Source organism: Streptomyces sp. NBC_00377 (genome assembly GCF_036075115.1).
Classification (GTDB): Bacteria; Actinomycetota; Actinomycetes; order Streptomycetales; family Streptomycetaceae; genus Streptomyces.
Map to the genome: position 1 here is coordinate 2,849,029 of NZ_CP107958.1, position 13,548 is coordinate 2,862,576.

Annotated in this window: 20 protein-coding genes; 5 read left to right on the top strand and 15 right to left on the bottom strand. The window is 68.7% G+C overall.

Annotated elements, in window-relative coordinates; translation table 11 throughout:
• Nucleotides 1-73 precede the first annotated feature (73 nt).
• Complete coding sequence (locus OHS71_RS12710; RefSeq protein ID WP_328479499.1) at nt 74-1,240, top strand: CAP domain-containing protein; 1,167 nt, start codon at nt 74-76, stop codon at nt 1,238-1,240.
• Nucleotides 1,241-1,260: 20 nt separating this feature from the next.
• Here the strand turns inward: OHS71_RS12710 and OHS71_RS12715 are convergent, their stop codons facing one another.
• The 15 genes from OHS71_RS12715 to OHS71_RS12785 all read right to left on the bottom strand — a co-directional run bounded on the left by OHS71_RS12715 (nt 1,261) and on the right by OHS71_RS12785 (nt 9,288).
• The gene (locus OHS71_RS12715) at nt 1,261-2,502 is read right to left on the bottom strand and encodes a tyrosine-type recombinase/integrase (RefSeq protein WP_328479500.1); all 1,242 of its coding nucleotides are present in this window, start codon (nt 2,500-2,502) and stop codon (nt 1,261-1,263) included.
• Nucleotides 2,502-2,696 (bottom strand): helix-turn-helix domain-containing protein, encoded by a 195-nt coding sequence (locus tag OHS71_RS12720; protein ID WP_070390434.1) that lies wholly within the window; start codon nt 2,694-2,696, stop codon nt 2,502-2,504. Before OHS71_RS12720 ends, OHS71_RS12715 begins: the two co-directional genes overlap by 1 nt.
• Nucleotides 2,693-4,090 carry a replication initiator protein RepSA gene (gene repSA, locus OHS71_RS12725; protein WP_328479501.1) on the bottom strand — a complete coding sequence of 466 codons (1,398 nt, stop codon included), beginning with the start codon at nt 4,088-4,090 and terminating at the stop codon, nt 2,693-2,695. Before repSA ends, OHS71_RS12720 begins: the two co-directional genes overlap by 4 nt.
• Nucleotides 4,087-4,782, bottom strand: a complete 696-nt coding sequence (locus OHS71_RS12730) for a DNA methylase (protein ID WP_328479502.1) — start codon at nt 4,780-4,782, stop codon at nt 4,087-4,089. The genes repSA and OHS71_RS12730 overlap by 4 nt, the downstream gene beginning before the upstream one ends.
• Nucleotides 4,779-4,994, bottom strand: coding sequence for a hypothetical protein (locus OHS71_RS12735; RefSeq protein WP_328479503.1), 216 nt, complete (start codon nt 4,992-4,994; stop codon nt 4,779-4,781). The genes OHS71_RS12730 and OHS71_RS12735 overlap by 4 nt, the downstream gene beginning before the upstream one ends.
• A gap of 5 nt (nt 4,995-4,999) precedes the next feature.
• Nucleotides 5,000-5,185 carry a hypothetical protein gene (locus tag OHS71_RS12740; protein WP_328479504.1) on the bottom strand — a complete coding sequence of 62 codons (186 nt, stop codon included), beginning with the start codon at nt 5,183-5,185 and terminating at the stop codon, nt 5,000-5,002.
• A 93-nt stretch (nt 5,186-5,278) separates the two neighbouring features.
• Nucleotides 5,279-5,821 (bottom strand): GGDEF domain-containing protein, encoded by a 543-nt coding sequence (locus OHS71_RS12745; protein ID WP_328479505.1) that lies wholly within the window; start codon nt 5,819-5,821, stop codon nt 5,279-5,281.
• A gap of 3 nt (nt 5,822-5,824) precedes the next feature.
• Entirely contained in the window at nt 5,825-6,139 is a 315-nt protein-coding gene (locus OHS71_RS12750) for a SpdD protein (RefSeq protein ID WP_328479506.1), read from the bottom strand.
• Nucleotides 6,140-6,153: 14 nt separating this feature from the next.
• Nucleotides 6,154-6,309, bottom strand: a complete 156-nt coding sequence (locus tag OHS71_RS12755) for a hypothetical protein (protein WP_328479507.1) — start codon at nt 6,307-6,309, stop codon at nt 6,154-6,156.
• A 12-nt stretch (nt 6,310-6,321) separates the two neighbouring features.
• Nucleotides 6,322-6,510 (bottom strand): mobile element transfer protein, encoded by a 189-nt coding sequence (locus OHS71_RS12760; RefSeq protein ID WP_328479508.1) that lies wholly within the window; start codon nt 6,508-6,510, stop codon nt 6,322-6,324.
• 3 nt (nt 6,511-6,513) lie between these two features.
• Nucleotides 6,514-6,696: a hypothetical protein gene (locus OHS71_RS12765; RefSeq protein ID WP_328479509.1), complete on the bottom strand. Its 183-nt coding sequence runs from the start codon at nt 6,694-6,696 to the stop codon at nt 6,514-6,516.
• 19 nt (nt 6,697-6,715) lie between these two features.
• Complete coding sequence (locus tag OHS71_RS12770) at nt 6,716-7,369, bottom strand: DUF2637 domain-containing protein (protein WP_328479510.1); 654 nt, start codon at nt 7,367-7,369, stop codon at nt 6,716-6,718.
• 73 nt (nt 7,370-7,442) lie between these two features.
• Entirely contained in the window at nt 7,443-7,610 is a 168-nt protein-coding gene (locus OHS71_RS12775; protein ID WP_328479511.1) for a hypothetical protein, read from the bottom strand.
• A gap of 5 nt (nt 7,611-7,615) precedes the next feature.
• Nucleotides 7,616-8,959 carry an FtsK/SpoIIIE domain-containing protein gene (locus tag OHS71_RS12780; RefSeq protein ID WP_328479512.1) on the bottom strand — a complete coding sequence of 448 codons (1,344 nt, stop codon included), beginning with the start codon at nt 8,957-8,959 and terminating at the stop codon, nt 7,616-7,618.
• Nucleotides 8,960-8,961: 2 nt separating this feature from the next.
• Complete coding sequence (locus tag OHS71_RS12785; protein ID WP_030792406.1) at nt 8,962-9,288, bottom strand: SCO3933 family regulatory protein; 327 nt, start codon at nt 9,286-9,288, stop codon at nt 8,962-8,964.
• Nucleotides 9,289-9,477: 189 nt separating this feature from the next.
• On the opposite strand from OHS71_RS12785, the gene OHS71_RS12790 reads away from it, so the two are divergent.
• The 4 genes from OHS71_RS12790 (at nt 9,478) to OHS71_RS12805 (ending at nt 13,277) form a co-directional block, all read left to right on the top strand.
• Entirely contained in the window at nt 9,478-9,798 is a 321-nt protein-coding gene (locus OHS71_RS12790) for a putative quinol monooxygenase (protein ID WP_328479513.1), read from the top strand.
• On the top strand, nt 9,795-11,033 hold the full coding sequence (locus OHS71_RS12795) for a helix-turn-helix domain-containing protein (protein WP_328479514.1): 1,239 nt from the start codon (nt 9,795-9,797) through the stop codon (nt 11,031-11,033). Before OHS71_RS12790 ends, OHS71_RS12795 begins: the two co-directional genes overlap by 4 nt.
• Before the next feature lie 627 nt (nt 11,034-11,660).
• Nucleotides 11,661-12,749 (top strand): HNH endonuclease, encoded by a 1,089-nt coding sequence (locus OHS71_RS12800; RefSeq protein ID WP_328479515.1) that lies wholly within the window; start codon nt 11,661-11,663, stop codon nt 12,747-12,749.
• A 240-nt stretch (nt 12,750-12,989) separates the two neighbouring features.
• On the top strand, nt 12,990-13,277 hold the full coding sequence (locus OHS71_RS12805; RefSeq protein WP_328479516.1) for a hypothetical protein: 288 nt from the start codon (nt 12,990-12,992) through the stop codon (nt 13,275-13,277).
• Nucleotides 13,278-13,548: the final 271 nt, after the last annotated feature.

Below are 13,548 nucleotides of genomic sequence, written 5' to 3' on the forward strand. Positions count from 1 at the left end.
AGCAGGAGGCGCACGTCGCCCCAGCACTCCGGCCGACCGCCGAGAACACCGCTTGGACGAGGAAGGCAAGGACATGGGACGCCACCGACGCTCCGCCGCCGGCCGCGCCGCCACGAGCCGCGCCACGGGGGTCACACAGACGCACGGCTCGCACGCGGACAGTCACACATCACGGGACGAGCACACGGGCAACCGCCCGACGATGGGCATCGCTCCGTATCTGAACCCGGAGGCCTACGCCGACTCCGTCGCCAGGAGTCAGGATTACCTGTTCGCCACCGCGGGTGACGAGTACGCCCACGCCGACACCGCGGTGTTCGCGGTGGACGGCTTCCGGCCCGACGGCGGTGCGCTGCGGACCGGCCCGGCCGGACCGGTCGCGGGCCGCCGCCGCAAGAGGAAGGTCGCCACGCCGGTCAAGACGGGCCTGCTGGGCGTCTCCGCGGCGGTCGCGCTCGGCACCGTCGCCGTGGCCACGGGCGTGGTGCCCGGTCTCGACAACTACCAGCTCGGCGGCGGCGGCCCGGCCGACAAGGTGCAGGCCGCAGGCTCCCCGAGCAACTCGGCCTCCGAGCAGGGCGGCACGTCCGGCTCCGCCGACTCCGAACGCGGCTCCACGTCGACCAGCCGCGACGCCGGCCGGGCGGCCTCGCCCGCCGCCCCGCCCTCGTCATCGGCTCCTTCCTCCGCCTCCGCCTCCGCCTCCGCCTCGGCCTCCGCCCCGTCGGCGGCGCCGACCAGGACGGCCACCGAGAAGCCGCGGACCACGCCTTCCAAGAAGCCGGAAACCACTCCGTCCAAGTCGAAGAAGACAGCGACCGAAGCGCCGCAGAAGTCCGAGTCCCCGGTGACGGTCTCGGCCGAGACGCAGGCCGCGGCCGAGGTGCTGAAGCTGGTCAACGAGGAGCGGGCCAAGGTCGGCTGCAGTGCCGTCTCCGCCAACAGCGCCCTGTCGGACCTCGCCGCGACGTTCAGCGACGACATGGCCGCGCGCGGCTTCTTCGACCACACCGATCCCGACGGGGCCACCCCGTGGGACCGGGCGGCGAAGGCCGGGATAGCCGGCCTGGGCGGCGAGAACATAGCCCGCGGCCAGGCGGACGCGGCCGCGGTCATGGAAGCCTGGATGAACAGCCCCGGCCACAGGGCGAACATCCTGAACTGCGACTTCAAGACCCTGGGCGTCGGTGTCCACCTCGGCTCAGGCGGCCCCTGGTGGACGCAGGACTTCGGCTACTGAGATAACCGCAGGTCAGACGCCTAAGACTGCCCCTGGGCCGTCTCCGGGCCGTCTTCCGCAGGGTCAACGTCCTGAAAGACGCGGTCCACGGCGGCCCGGGTTCGGGTCCCGCTGGACGGCATCAGGTGCGTGTACGTGCGCAGGGTGAAGCCGGGGTCATGGTGGCCCAGGTACTCGCTGAGAGCCTTGATGCTCTCCCCCGCGTCCAGGAGCACCGAGGCGTAGAAGTGCCTCAGCGCGTGCATGCCGTTGTCCCGCCCGGTCTCCACGCCCGCTGCCCGAAGCGCCGGCCGCCACACTCGATCGTTGAAGCGGTTCCGATCGAGGGCCAGGCCCATGGAGCCGGTGAAGATCAGCGATGCCGTCACCGGAGGACCGTCGAGCGTCTTCCACGGCAAGGTGACCTTCACGGCCGGGTGACGCTTCAGATGCGCAGCCAGCGCGAAGGCCACCGACTCAGGCAGAGGCACGTCACGTTCCTTGCCTCCCTTGGGCGGAGCGAACACCGCCCGATGACGTTGCAGCAGCTTGACCTGCCGGACCACGTGCATCACCCCACCGAGGAAGTCCACGTCCTCCACGGCCAGGCCGAAGACTTCCCCCTGCCGCAGACCGCATCCGGCGGCGACATTCACGAGAGCTTGGTAGCTCTCCGGCAGAGCCGCACGCACCCCTATCACTCGCTCGGCGGGCCAAGGCTTGACCTTGCGAGGCTCGAGACGAGGAGCCCGCACCGATCGGGCCCTGCACGGGTTCTCACGAATGACCCGGTCCTCCACGGCAGCCGTGAAAACCGTGGAGACGTGCGCGAAGATCCCGCGCCGGTACCCGGCCGACAGCCCTCGATCCTCCAAGGTGCGCAGCCACAGACGGAGATGCGACGGGGTGAATGAACCGATCGGCCGCGTACCCAGGTGAGGGATCGCATGGAGCTTCAACCGGCTCTCGACAGACTCCCGCGTCAGAGGGTCCGTGATCTGCGTAGTCATCCACTCCGTGGCGTACTGCTCGAACGTGACCCTGCCAGCGTCCGGGCTGACGTAGTCACCGCGCGACATGTCCGCTTCGATGTTGACGAGCCACTGTTCCGCCTTGCGCTTCTGCTTGTCCGGGAAGCTCTTGGACTTCTCGGAGCCGTCCGGCCCTATGTAGCGGGCGCGATAGCGGAGGCCGACGCCGAAGCGGTCGGTCTTGACCTTCACGGTCTTGCCGTCCGGTCCCGGCTCGGTCTTTAACCAGCGGTCTTGGATGTGTCCGGCCATCAGGCGGCCCTTTCCATCTGGGATTCGACCCAGACGCGGACGTCTTCGGGATCGAAGCGGAGGTGCCGGCCGACGCGGAAGCCACGCGGTCCGGTCTGCTTGCGGCGCCACTGGTAGACGGTCTCGACCGGGACGCCGAGGAGATCGGCCAGGTCGACAGGGGTCAGGTAGCGATCGGGCAGCGAGCGCTTCATGTCCAGGCCTCCATGTCGTCCATGTGGTCCAGGTCGGCGAGTGCTTCGCGTGCCGTCTCCCGGTTCAGGCGCAGGTCACGAGCGATGTTGGCGGCGAGCCAGGACTCACCGGGGGTGTAGCCGTGGCCGGCGTAGGTCCAGTGGGCGAGGGTCAGGGTGGTTGCCTCCGGAGCGTCGGGGTCGGGCAGGCCGAGGGCTTCGCGTTGCTGGGCGGCTCGGTAGTCGGCGCGTGTCTGGCGGAGCGCCCCGAGGGTGGTGGAGTAGCGGCGGGACTTGGTGGAGAAGTGGCCGCGGAAGCCGAGCATGTGGGCCCAGTCGCGGAGCTTGCGGTCCGGGTAGAGCGGGTGGAGGTCGAGGCAAGCCGAGATCAGCCGGGCTGGATGGTCGGGCACACCGAGGAGGGCCAGGGCCTCTTTGTTGCCGATGCGGCGGTCAACGGTGCCGGTGGTCTCGGCTGCTTTGGTGGCGTACTTGGCGACGTAGGAGGCGACGGCCTGTTCGGTGATCTCCTCGCCGTGGCCGAAGGCGCCGATCGGCTGGACGTCGAGTTGAGTGCCCCAGCGCAGGGTTCGGGCGGGCTGGTCACCGGCCGGGGCGACGTCGACCACAACGCGGGCAGCGGCGGCATGGATCGCGTCGGTGAGGAGATCGAGGGTTGCCCACGCCGGGGGCGGATCGTCGGGGCCATCGGGTCCGTCGAAGCGGATCACGGCATGGAAGTGCACGGCCCCGCGCTTCTGGTACTCCGCGACCTTGCCGAAGGAGACCCGGGACTGTTCGCGTGCGTCCTTCTGCGTGAGGCCGGCGCGGCGGGCGATCTCGCGGCGGAGGTAGATCGAGAAGTAGCGCCACAGGTCGGATGCGTGGTTGTTCCACAACACGGCGCCGGCGTAGTCGTAGGTGTCCGGGTCGAGGGGTGTGCCGAGTTGGGGTGCGTCCTCGGTGTGGCGGGTGCCGCAGCGGCAGGGCCGGTTCCCGGGGCGGTTGTGGACCGGGCCGAAGGACGGGGCGGTCAGGGTGGCGAAGACCCGGGGGTGATCGCGGATGGTGTGCGGGGTGCCCTTGGCCGGGTCACCGATGAGCCCGGCGCGGATCAGGTGGTAGGTGTCGCCCGCGTAGGTCCAGGCGCAGGAAGGGCAGCGGGACGCGCGCCGGTTGCCGCAAGCGATGCGGAGCCAGCCGCCGGGTTCGGTGTCCGTGGCGTAGTGGTGCAGGACGTGGCCGGTGGCCTTGTCGCGGGTGACGGTCGAGCCCTGGAGATGGATGGGGTCGGAGCAGCCGCCGGTGCGGCGGATTTGGTCTTGGATGCGGTCGAAGCCGGGGGACCCGGCCAGCCTCAGCACGTCGGCGAGGGTGGCCGGGTCCAGGCCCGCCATGGTGGCGGTGTCGGTCACGCGAAGACCTCCTGGCGTGCGGTCAGGAAGGCGGTGCCGATCCAACAGGTGTAGGCGGGCGGGATCGCCTCGGTGAGTTCCTCGTGGACGTCGGTCCAGGTGATCTGCATGGCCTGTTGCATCTCGGGGACGGTGGCCTTGCCGCCGCCCTTGCCGTACGCGGCGACGTAGGGGCCTTCCCGTCGTACGCCGTGGCGGTGACCGCGCACGTAGCCCCGGTGGGGGGGGTGAGCCGGCTTGGCGGTGGCCCAGCGGCCGAGTTCGAAGTTGCGATGGCGCAGCACGCCGAGCCCGAACATCTCGCCGCACAGAGTGAGGTCCTTGCGGATCTCCGCACGGCCGTTGGGCTGTTCCATCACGTAGGGCAGCCCAGTGGCGTCGAGGAGTTTCCGGGTGGGGGCCACTAGGTCCTCGTGTGTGCCTCCCCAACCCTGCGAGGCGTTCGTGCCCACGGTCAGACCACACTTGTTCTGGCAGGGCGGCGAGGCGTGCACGAGGATGTACCGCTTGATGTCACCCGTGTCGATCAGGCGGGCGAGGTATTCCAGGGCGTCACCCCGGTGCTGCGGAAAGGGGTAGTTCGGGCGGTCGGCCAGGTCGCATCCGTCGACCGTGTACCCGGCGCGGTGATAGCCCATGGCAGCACCACCGGCGCAGGAGAACAGGTCCAGGACCCGCAACGCGGTACTCATCGCCGGCCCCTCCGTCGGTGGGCGGGGCCGTGGTTGTCGGTGTAGTCGTCGACCAGGGCCTTGACGTCGTTGTCGCCATTGGCGTGATCCTCGGCACCGCAGCTGCCGCATACGTAGTCACCCTGCGAGCGGCTGTATTGCGTGCCGCCGCGGACCCGGAGGCCGGGGCTTTCCTCGGTCGGGATGAGGTTGGCGGGCAGTTTGCGGAACATGCCGGTCACCTCCCGGCCGGGACGGTCGAGGCGGTGGCGGGGCGGGCCGTGCCGGTACCCTTGCAGGTCGGGCAGGTCACGCGGAGGGTGGCGCAGGTGCCGTCGGTGTGGCGGGTGCCGGTGGTGATGGCGGCGGTGGCGAAGCCGTCGCAGCTACGGCAGACGGGCGTGTTCCGGGCGTGCTGGGGCATGATGGGGCTTCCCTTTCGGGTCCGTTGGATCTGGATGGGGTCAGGCGCCCGGAGCGGCGGAAGTTTGGCGACCGAGGCCGCTCCGGGGGCCGTTCAGTTGTGGACGTTGCGCCTGCCGTGTCCCTTGGCCGCGTACATCCCGGCGTCGGCGGTCGACAGCGCGTCGGTGAGAGTCGGAACCGGCAGGTCGGTGCGGTGGCAGGAGCCAACCGAGGCGGAGACCGGCAGCAAGTCGCCGGCGTAGAGGACGGGCCGTGCGAGGGTGCTCCGCAGGGCGTCGAGTCCAGGGGTGTGGTGGGAGTCGCTGACGATCGCGGCGAACTCGTCTCCTCCGAGGCGGGCGGCGATGCCGTGGCCGCACCAGTGGCGCAGTCGGCGGGCGGTCGCGGCGAGGACCGCGTCCCCGGCAGCGTGGCCGTAGGTGTCGTTGATGTTCTTGAAGTCGTCCAGGTCGATCAGGACGACCAGTGCGGCCGGGTGTCGGATGAGCAGCTGTTCGGCGCGGGTGGTCCATCCGGCACGGGTGTGCAGGCCAGTCAGCGGGTCGCGGCGGGCGGTGGCCAGGCGGCGGACGAGGAGACCGCCGTGGACGGCCCAGCCGAGCGCCGGTAACGCGGCGGCGATCACGGTTTCCATCGTTCACCTGCCCTTGTGCAGGTCGTTGACGAGCCCGCGCAGGACGACCGCGACCACGGCGACGGAGACGCCCGTGATGGCGACCGCGAGCAGGAGCGAGACCAGGACCGCGCCGACGACGAGGACCACGGCACCACCGCCGGCGGCGAGGGCGAGCGCGCTGCCCGGGGTGAGCTGCACGGTGGGCCGGTTGGAGACCCGAGCGGTCGGGACCGGAGCCGGGGCCGAGGGCTGGACGGGCGCCGGGGCGTGGACTGTCGGGGCGGGGGCCGTAGCGGACGGTGCGATGTCCTGGGGCGGGTACTTCGGCGTGAACACGAGGGCGGTCCCTTCTACTTGACGATCGTGGCGATGGTGGGGGCGAGGAAGCTGTCAGCGACGAGGTAGCCGCCGAGGAGGAGCAGGGCGACCAGCCACCACGGCGGGCGGGCCAGCTTGATGCCGAGATAGCCGACGGCGATCACGGCGAGCCAGAGCGGGACGTCCATGACGAGGGCCTCCTAGGCAGTGCAGCGGTGGGTGCGGGCGGCGAGTTCAGCGGCGGCACGGTCGCGGTAGTCGGTGGAGAAGCCGCATCCGGGGGCCGTGCAGGCGGCGGTGTGCATCTCCCGGCCGCGCCCGTCGTAGTAGGTGGCGACCTGGACGGGGCCGATGCGGATGCGGTCACGGAAGCGGCGGTGAACGGCCACGGGTCAGCCCTCCCGTCGCAGGCTGCGGCCGGGGAACTCGGCGAGGATGCAGGCCGCCGCGTTCCGGTCCGGCGTGCGGTCGGCGGCTTCCTCGGCGAGGAGCCGGGCCAGAGCCGGGCGGCCGGCGTCGGCCATCTCGCGGGCAGCGTCGACGTAGTCGGCGGGGGTGTTGAAGGTCTGGGGCATGAGAGGCACTCCTGTCTGATCAGGTGAGTTGGAGTTGCGCGGCGATGGCGTCAGTCATCGGGGCGGGCAGGCTGAGCCGGGCTGCGAGCACTTCGGCAGGCATGGGGGCGCCGGTCGTCGTCCGGTGGGTGTCGGCGAGCTTGCGGGCGTGGTCCAGCAGCGCGGCCGGGATCGTCGGAGCCGCAGGAGCAGGCCGTACGGGGGCGGGGTCGAGTTCTGGTACGTCCGTGGGCGGGACGGGGATGTCGGTGCGGTGCGTCTCGACTTCCACCACGGCCGGTTCGTCCACAGGCTGTGGGTGAGCGGTCGGTTCGGCCGGGCTGTGGACCAGGAGGGTTCCGCCGAGGAAGGCGAGGGCGGGCCAGCCTGCGACGAGGATCCGCAGCCAGGACGGCACGTTGCCGAGGTCGAGGAGCCCGGCAGTCGCGATGTTCGCGCCGAGCGACGCGGTCAGGGCGATCACGAACCAGGTCCACGCGGAGCGGTCCCGGCGGGCCGTGCGCAGTCGGCGCCAGGCGGCGACCAACAGCAGGTCGACGGAGATGGGGTAGGCCCAGGCTTTCCAGCCGGTCTGTCCGGCGGCTTCGGCAAGGTCGTGCAGGTGGGCGAAGGACAGCGCGCCGGCGATGATGGCTTGGATCAGGACCGCGTCCGGGCGGATCGAGCGGGACATGTGCGCCACCTCCCTTCGAAGGGAGTCGGGCCGGGCGGGCGGAACCAGAGGGCGCCGCCCAGTCCCGGCGGATTCAGTCGGTGGGCGCTTCGCCGCTGCCGAGGCAGTTGAGGCAGAGGCCGGTCTGCTGGCCGACCGTGCGACGCTTGCGGCCCACGTGGACGGTGCGGGAGACCTCTCCAGAGCCCAGGCAGACCGGGCACTTCGTAGGTTCCGGGGCGGTGGTCTTTCGCGCGACCACGGCGATCACTCCGTGACCGGGCGGGGCTTGACCAGGGACGGACCGGTCGCCGGCGGTACCTCAGCGGGCACGAAGGGACGGAACGGGTCCAGGAAGGGCAGGTCCGGGACCAGGTGGGCGAACTCCCGGCAGACCGCCACCGCTTCGGCCTTGGAGGTCTCCGGGGTGCGAATCTTCGACCAGCCGCCGGAGACGTCCGCCGCAACGGCCGTTCCGGGGCGTTCCATCGGGATCAGACTTGCGGTCGGGACCGCGTCCGGGGCGACGTCCGCCAGACCCATTTCGGCGGTCTGTTTGTCGTTGACGCGGTGCACGACCCGGCCGGTGAGCTGGGCACGGAGCATCGTTGCGCCTTTGCCCAGTTCGGAGCCGAAGCGCTGCCCGCAGATCTCCAGGTAGATGCCGGCCGCGCGGGCCATCTGCGCCAGCCGGATCAGCGAGGTGACGAGATGCTCGCGCCGTTCCTCGTCCTTGCGCGAGGAGATCAGGAAGAGTTCCGCGATCTCGTCGACCAGGACGACCACCGGCACCGGCCGGACGCTGTCGGGCAGCTCCCACAGGTCGGAAGCGCCGTGCAGGCTCAGCAGGTCGAAACGCTCTTCCATCTCTGCGACCAGGACACCGAGCAGCGAGACGGCTTCATCCGGGGTGGTGGCCAAGGCGGAGAGACGGGGCGCGAAGCCGGACTGTTCCACACCGCGCTTGCAGTCGATGCCGACCAGCGCCACCGGCAGTTGCGCCAGCCCCTTGATCAGGTTGCGCAGGTACATGGACTTGCCGGACTGGTTCGCCCCGAGCGTGAGAGCCATCGGGGCTTTGCGGTAGTCCCGCTCGAACGCGGTCGCATCCTCGCGAAGCGCCACCGGCACGATCAGGTCGTGAGGCCGGGCCTTACGCGGCATCCGCACCCGGCGCAGCACGTCGTAGCCGGTCATCCGCAGCTCGACGAAGCCGGGCTTCGTTTCCACCACGGTCACTGAGTGCACACCCCACGCGTGACGCAACCGCTCCGAGGACGCCATGAGGTCGGCGGGCTCCAGGCCGGCCGGGAGCCGCAGAGTGACCCGCAGTCCGGTCGACGTGCCCCGCATCCGACGGATCTTCGGCGGAACCGGCTGCACCTCACGGCGGGCGACGTTGCGAGTCACGAACGCCCGCAGGCGCGAGGGCCGGACCGTCAGCCCACACACGTCCATCGTCGACCGGTACGAGAGGACGAACCGCCCCCACGTCACCGGCAGGCCGACCAGCGACCAGTACACCCCCGGGGCGTTGTACTTCGCGTAGCCGAGACCACCGGCCCCCGCTAAGGCCCCCGTGGCTTCGAGCCACACCGACAGGTCCGACATGGTCAGGCCGCCGGGGTGATCGCGACCGCGCTGAACGAGATACCCGAGCGCTTCTCACCCTTGATCACGTTCTCCCAGTCCCGGGCCTTGAGGCCGATGACCGTGACAGGCATACCGGGGGCCAGACCCTCCGGGAAGCCGTTCTCCGGAACGTTGACCTTCAGGAGGTTGCCCTCCCCCTCGTCCGAGACCAGCAGACCCACGGTCGACATGGCCCGCCCCTCAGCGTTCACAGCCCGCTCACCGGTCTGGAAGTTCTTCACCTTCGGCTCCGGCGCGGTCGCCACGAACACCAACGCGGTCGACGTGTCGATCTTGAAAGACGGCATTATGGAGTTCTCCCCTTGTGGGATGAGCCCCGGGCTGCGTTGTGATCTTGGCGGATGGCACGCAGCCCGGGGTGCCTTGTTTCCTGACAGCTTGAAGCTACTCGCAGTTTTTCTGCGGGTCAACAGAAAACCTGCGACTAGCAGCAAAACTCTGAGTCTGCGAGACTGCTACGGGAAGAAGGAGGAGTTATGGCAAACTTTGCTCTCTTTGTCCGATTCACCCTGCGCGACGGCATGGGAGATGCCTTCGATGCCCTGGTGAAGGAGACGGAAGCGGGGATTCGGGCGCACGAGCCAGGAACGCTGGTCTACGCCTGCCACACGGTCGAGGGGGCGCCCAACGAACGGATCTTCTTCGAGATCTACGCCGATCGGGCAGCCTTCGAAGAGCACGAGCGCCAGCCGCACACACTGCGCTTCTTGAGCGAGCGCACGCAGTACATCGAGAAGACCGACGTGGACTGGCTGGAGCCGTACGCCGGCAAGTACCCGGACGGGACTGCGAAGTGAGTACTCCACCGCCCACGACCGGCCAGCGGATCAAGGAGCTTCGGCGGGCCGCAGGCATGTCGCAAGCCGACCTTGCTACCGCCATGGGGCGATCCGAGAGCTGGGTGTCCCAGGTCGAGCGTGGCGTGCAGCCCGTCGAACGCCTGGCGATCCTTCAGGGCCTCGCCGATGCCCTGGGCGTCTCCGTACGAGAGATCCGTCCCGATGCCTCCCCGTCCCTGGCAGCTCCTGTAGACGAGACCGCCGAGCCGGGGAGCAACGATCTAGACGGCTTGCGCGTGGCCCTCACCGGTCACCCTGCCTTGGGCAGCCTGTTCGACCACGCACCGACTTCCCCTGTGCCCACGCTTGCCGAGTTCCGCGACCTCGTTGACCAGGCATGGGAGTACGTGCACGCATCGAGTTTTGCGGCTTTGAGCGATCACCTTGCCAAGTTGCTCCCCGAAATCGAGGTCGCGGTACGCCACGCGCCAGCAGCCGATCGCGTCGAGTTGCACTCACTCAGGGCGCGCAGTTACCAGGCAGCCGCCGCCAGCTTCACCCGGCAGGACCAGGCGGACGCCGCATGGGTTGCCGCGGACCGCGCCTTGCAAGCGGCCGAGATGGCCGGCCAGCCGCTCGAGGTGGTGGCCAGCCTCTTTCGCATGGCTCACGCGTTCATGCGGCAGCAGCGTATGGACCAGGCGGAGCAAGCCGCGAAGTCGGCAGTCGGCGTCTTGGACCCGCGAGCGGAGAACCCCGCCTGCCCACCAGAGGAACTGTCACTTCTCGGCGCCATGAACCTTGTGCTTGCCGTGATCAACGCACGGGAGGGCAACCGGTCTGACACGCAGGTTCACCTCGCCCGAGCCGGGGAGATCGCAACGCGTCTGGGAGAGGACCGGAATGACTTCGACACCGAGTTCGGCCCCACGAACGTCAGGCTTCACGCCGTGAGCACGGCCGTAGAGCTGGGGGATGCAGGACTGGCGTTGGAGATCGCGGCGGAAGTTGACGCAGGCGGACTCTCGGCCGAGCGTCAGGCGCGCTTCCTGCTCGACGTAGCCCGGGCCCATTCGCAGCGCCGACACGTAGGCGAGGCAACCGCCGCACTCTTGGAAGCCGAGACTCACGCACCCGAACAGATTCGCGATCACCACTTGGCCCGCGAGATCATCCGCGACCTGATCCAACTATCGGGCCGACGCGTGCCCGAGACGCTCAGGGAGCTTGCCGACCGAAGCGGCGTGAGCTGAGTTGTTACAGGTTTCTCTACCTCATCAAGTGCTCGCTTCGCTCGCTCCAGGTGGGCGGAGCCACGGGGGAAAGAGCACATCGACGGCGGCAGGGCCACCTGACGATTCCCGGCACCTCAAGGACTGATCAGTCTTCTCACGTCGTTCGAAAAGGGGCCGCGCACAGCGCGGCGGCGCCGGTCGCCGCCGCCGGACCTGCCCCTCCTCGTCTTCGCCGCCGGGGCTGGCCCGCCGTCGACACCCGCGCCCACAAGGGGGCGAAATACATGCCGGGGCTACAAGGGGACAGCTACACGGCTCGCCCACCAGGTGCAGGCAAGGACACATGCCTCCGGCGGGGGCGCTCAGGCTCCAGGATGGCGGGGGCACCGTTCGCGAGTGCCGGCCCGTAGATGGCGGGCGCGGGGAGGCTCCCATCCCGTCTGCCATCGACCCAGGCAGAGCCGAGCAGCCGTGGCCCAGGGCGTCAAGGTCGTTCGTACAGTGGCGCGCTCCACCTTGACGCCCTGAACCACGCCCGCTCCACGGTGTGTGGGTCGACGGCAGACGGGATGGGAGCTGGGGAGCATCGTGGTGAGGCGAGTGGCCGTCTAACGGGCTGTCAGCGGTGACACCTACCCTTCCATCATGCGCAAAGGTGCGATCAGTCGAGACGGTGTCCTCAAGGCCATAGCGGAGTACGAGGAGTTGGGTCGTGAGAGGTTCCTGTCCGAGTACGGGTACAGGCCGGCGACCGGGTACCTCCTCGTGCACGAGGATCGGACGTACGACTCGAAAGCCATCGCCGGAGTGGCCCACAAGTTCGATCAAGGCCGAGCGCTGAGGTCGGATGAGTTGATCGGGGGAAGGTCGCACGCCGCCAGGTGGCTTGCCCGGCTCGGCTTCGTGATCCGTTCGTCCCGGAGTCCCGACTGGACACGCGACGAGATCATCCTTGCCTGCGACCTGGCGATGGCCAACGGTTGGAAGCGGCTGGAGTTCAACGACCCACGCGTGATCGAGCTGTCCGAACTGCTGCAAGCCATGCCGATCCACCCTGAGGAACTCCGCAATGAGCTGTTCCGGAATCCCAACGGTGTAGCTCGCAAAACGGTTGATATCACGTCCCGGCACCCGGACTACCAAGGGAAGCCCACGAACGGCAACGCGCTCGACGTCGAAGTCATGAACGACTTCCTCACGCGACCGACCGAGATGGCGGAGGTGGCCCGACGCATCCGGGACGGCCTCACCGCGGGGGAGTTTCAGAGCCTGCCCCCGGATGGCGAGGAGGAAGACGACTACAGCGCACCCGAGGGCAGGTTGCTGATACGCCGCCACAAGAGCCGCGAGCGGGACAAGGGGCTGCGCAAGAGGAAGATCGATACCGTGTTGCGTCAGGGCCGGCAACTCGCCTGTGAGGCATGCGGCTTTGACTTCGAAGCGACCTACGGCCCCCGTGGCGCCGGATACATCGAGTGTCATCACGTCGTGCCCCTGCACGAGGCCGGCGAGGGACGGACCAAGCTCAGTGATTTGGCTCTGATCTGCGCCAACTGTCACCGGATGATCCACCGCCGCGCCCCGTGGCCCACACCCGGCGAACTTCGGAACCTCATCCAGGAGGCCGCGAACCAGGGGGTCCCGGTTCCCCTCGTACCAAGAGGCCGAGCCGAGCCGGTCATGGCCGAGGACGCGCGGCCCCTCTCCGCACTGGAAGAGCCCGCCGATCAGTGAGTTAATTGCCCGGTTTGGGTAGATCATTCAATCGAAAACGTAAAGCATTGACAAAGAGAATTGGGTCAAGTGGGGTTCGCGTGACCGTAAAGCGCTGATAAGTGTTTGTATCTGCCAATTATGCAGTAGTGGCTGGTCACGAGGGGTTCGTGTAGCTACATAAATGCAGGTGGGGGGCAATTCCGTCGGTTTGACTTGCGGCTTGGCGCGCTTTGCGCGGAGCCTCCACGAGGCTTAACCATGGGACTCACCAACAAGGACGCCCACTCCGGGGCCGAACTAGCTTTAGGCGGCGCGTACGACCCCGGGGTGGGCATGAACCTCAGGAGGCTCATCATGAGTGTCACCCTTGCCCCGTGGGGCCTGTCAAACCCCATGCTGAAACCCTGGGTGATCACGGTGGTGATCGTCGTCGTGATCACTTGGGGGGCGGCTGCCGATGTTATCGGGACAGTCGTGGGCGTCCTCGAGCTGATGGCCATGCTCTGTGCCGGGGAGGTCGTACAGCAGCGGCGTACCGCAACCTAACCGACCGAGGTTGGCTGCGGCTGGCCGTTGCCACCCTTCTGACCGGCCTAAGAGACCTCAGCAACCTCCCCGCCCGTAGTCCGCATCGAGGTGCCATGTAGAAAACCCCCGCTCGGGCCGTCTCTGGGCCGTGCGGGGGTGCTCAACGACGACCAAGGCTGACAACCGCCGACAGCTAAGTCGCAGGTCGTAGCGTTGGTCGATTACACGGCCGCAGGTCAGAGACCCGCCCCTTCACTTCTTCGGCTACTGAGGTCGCGTCAGGAACCGA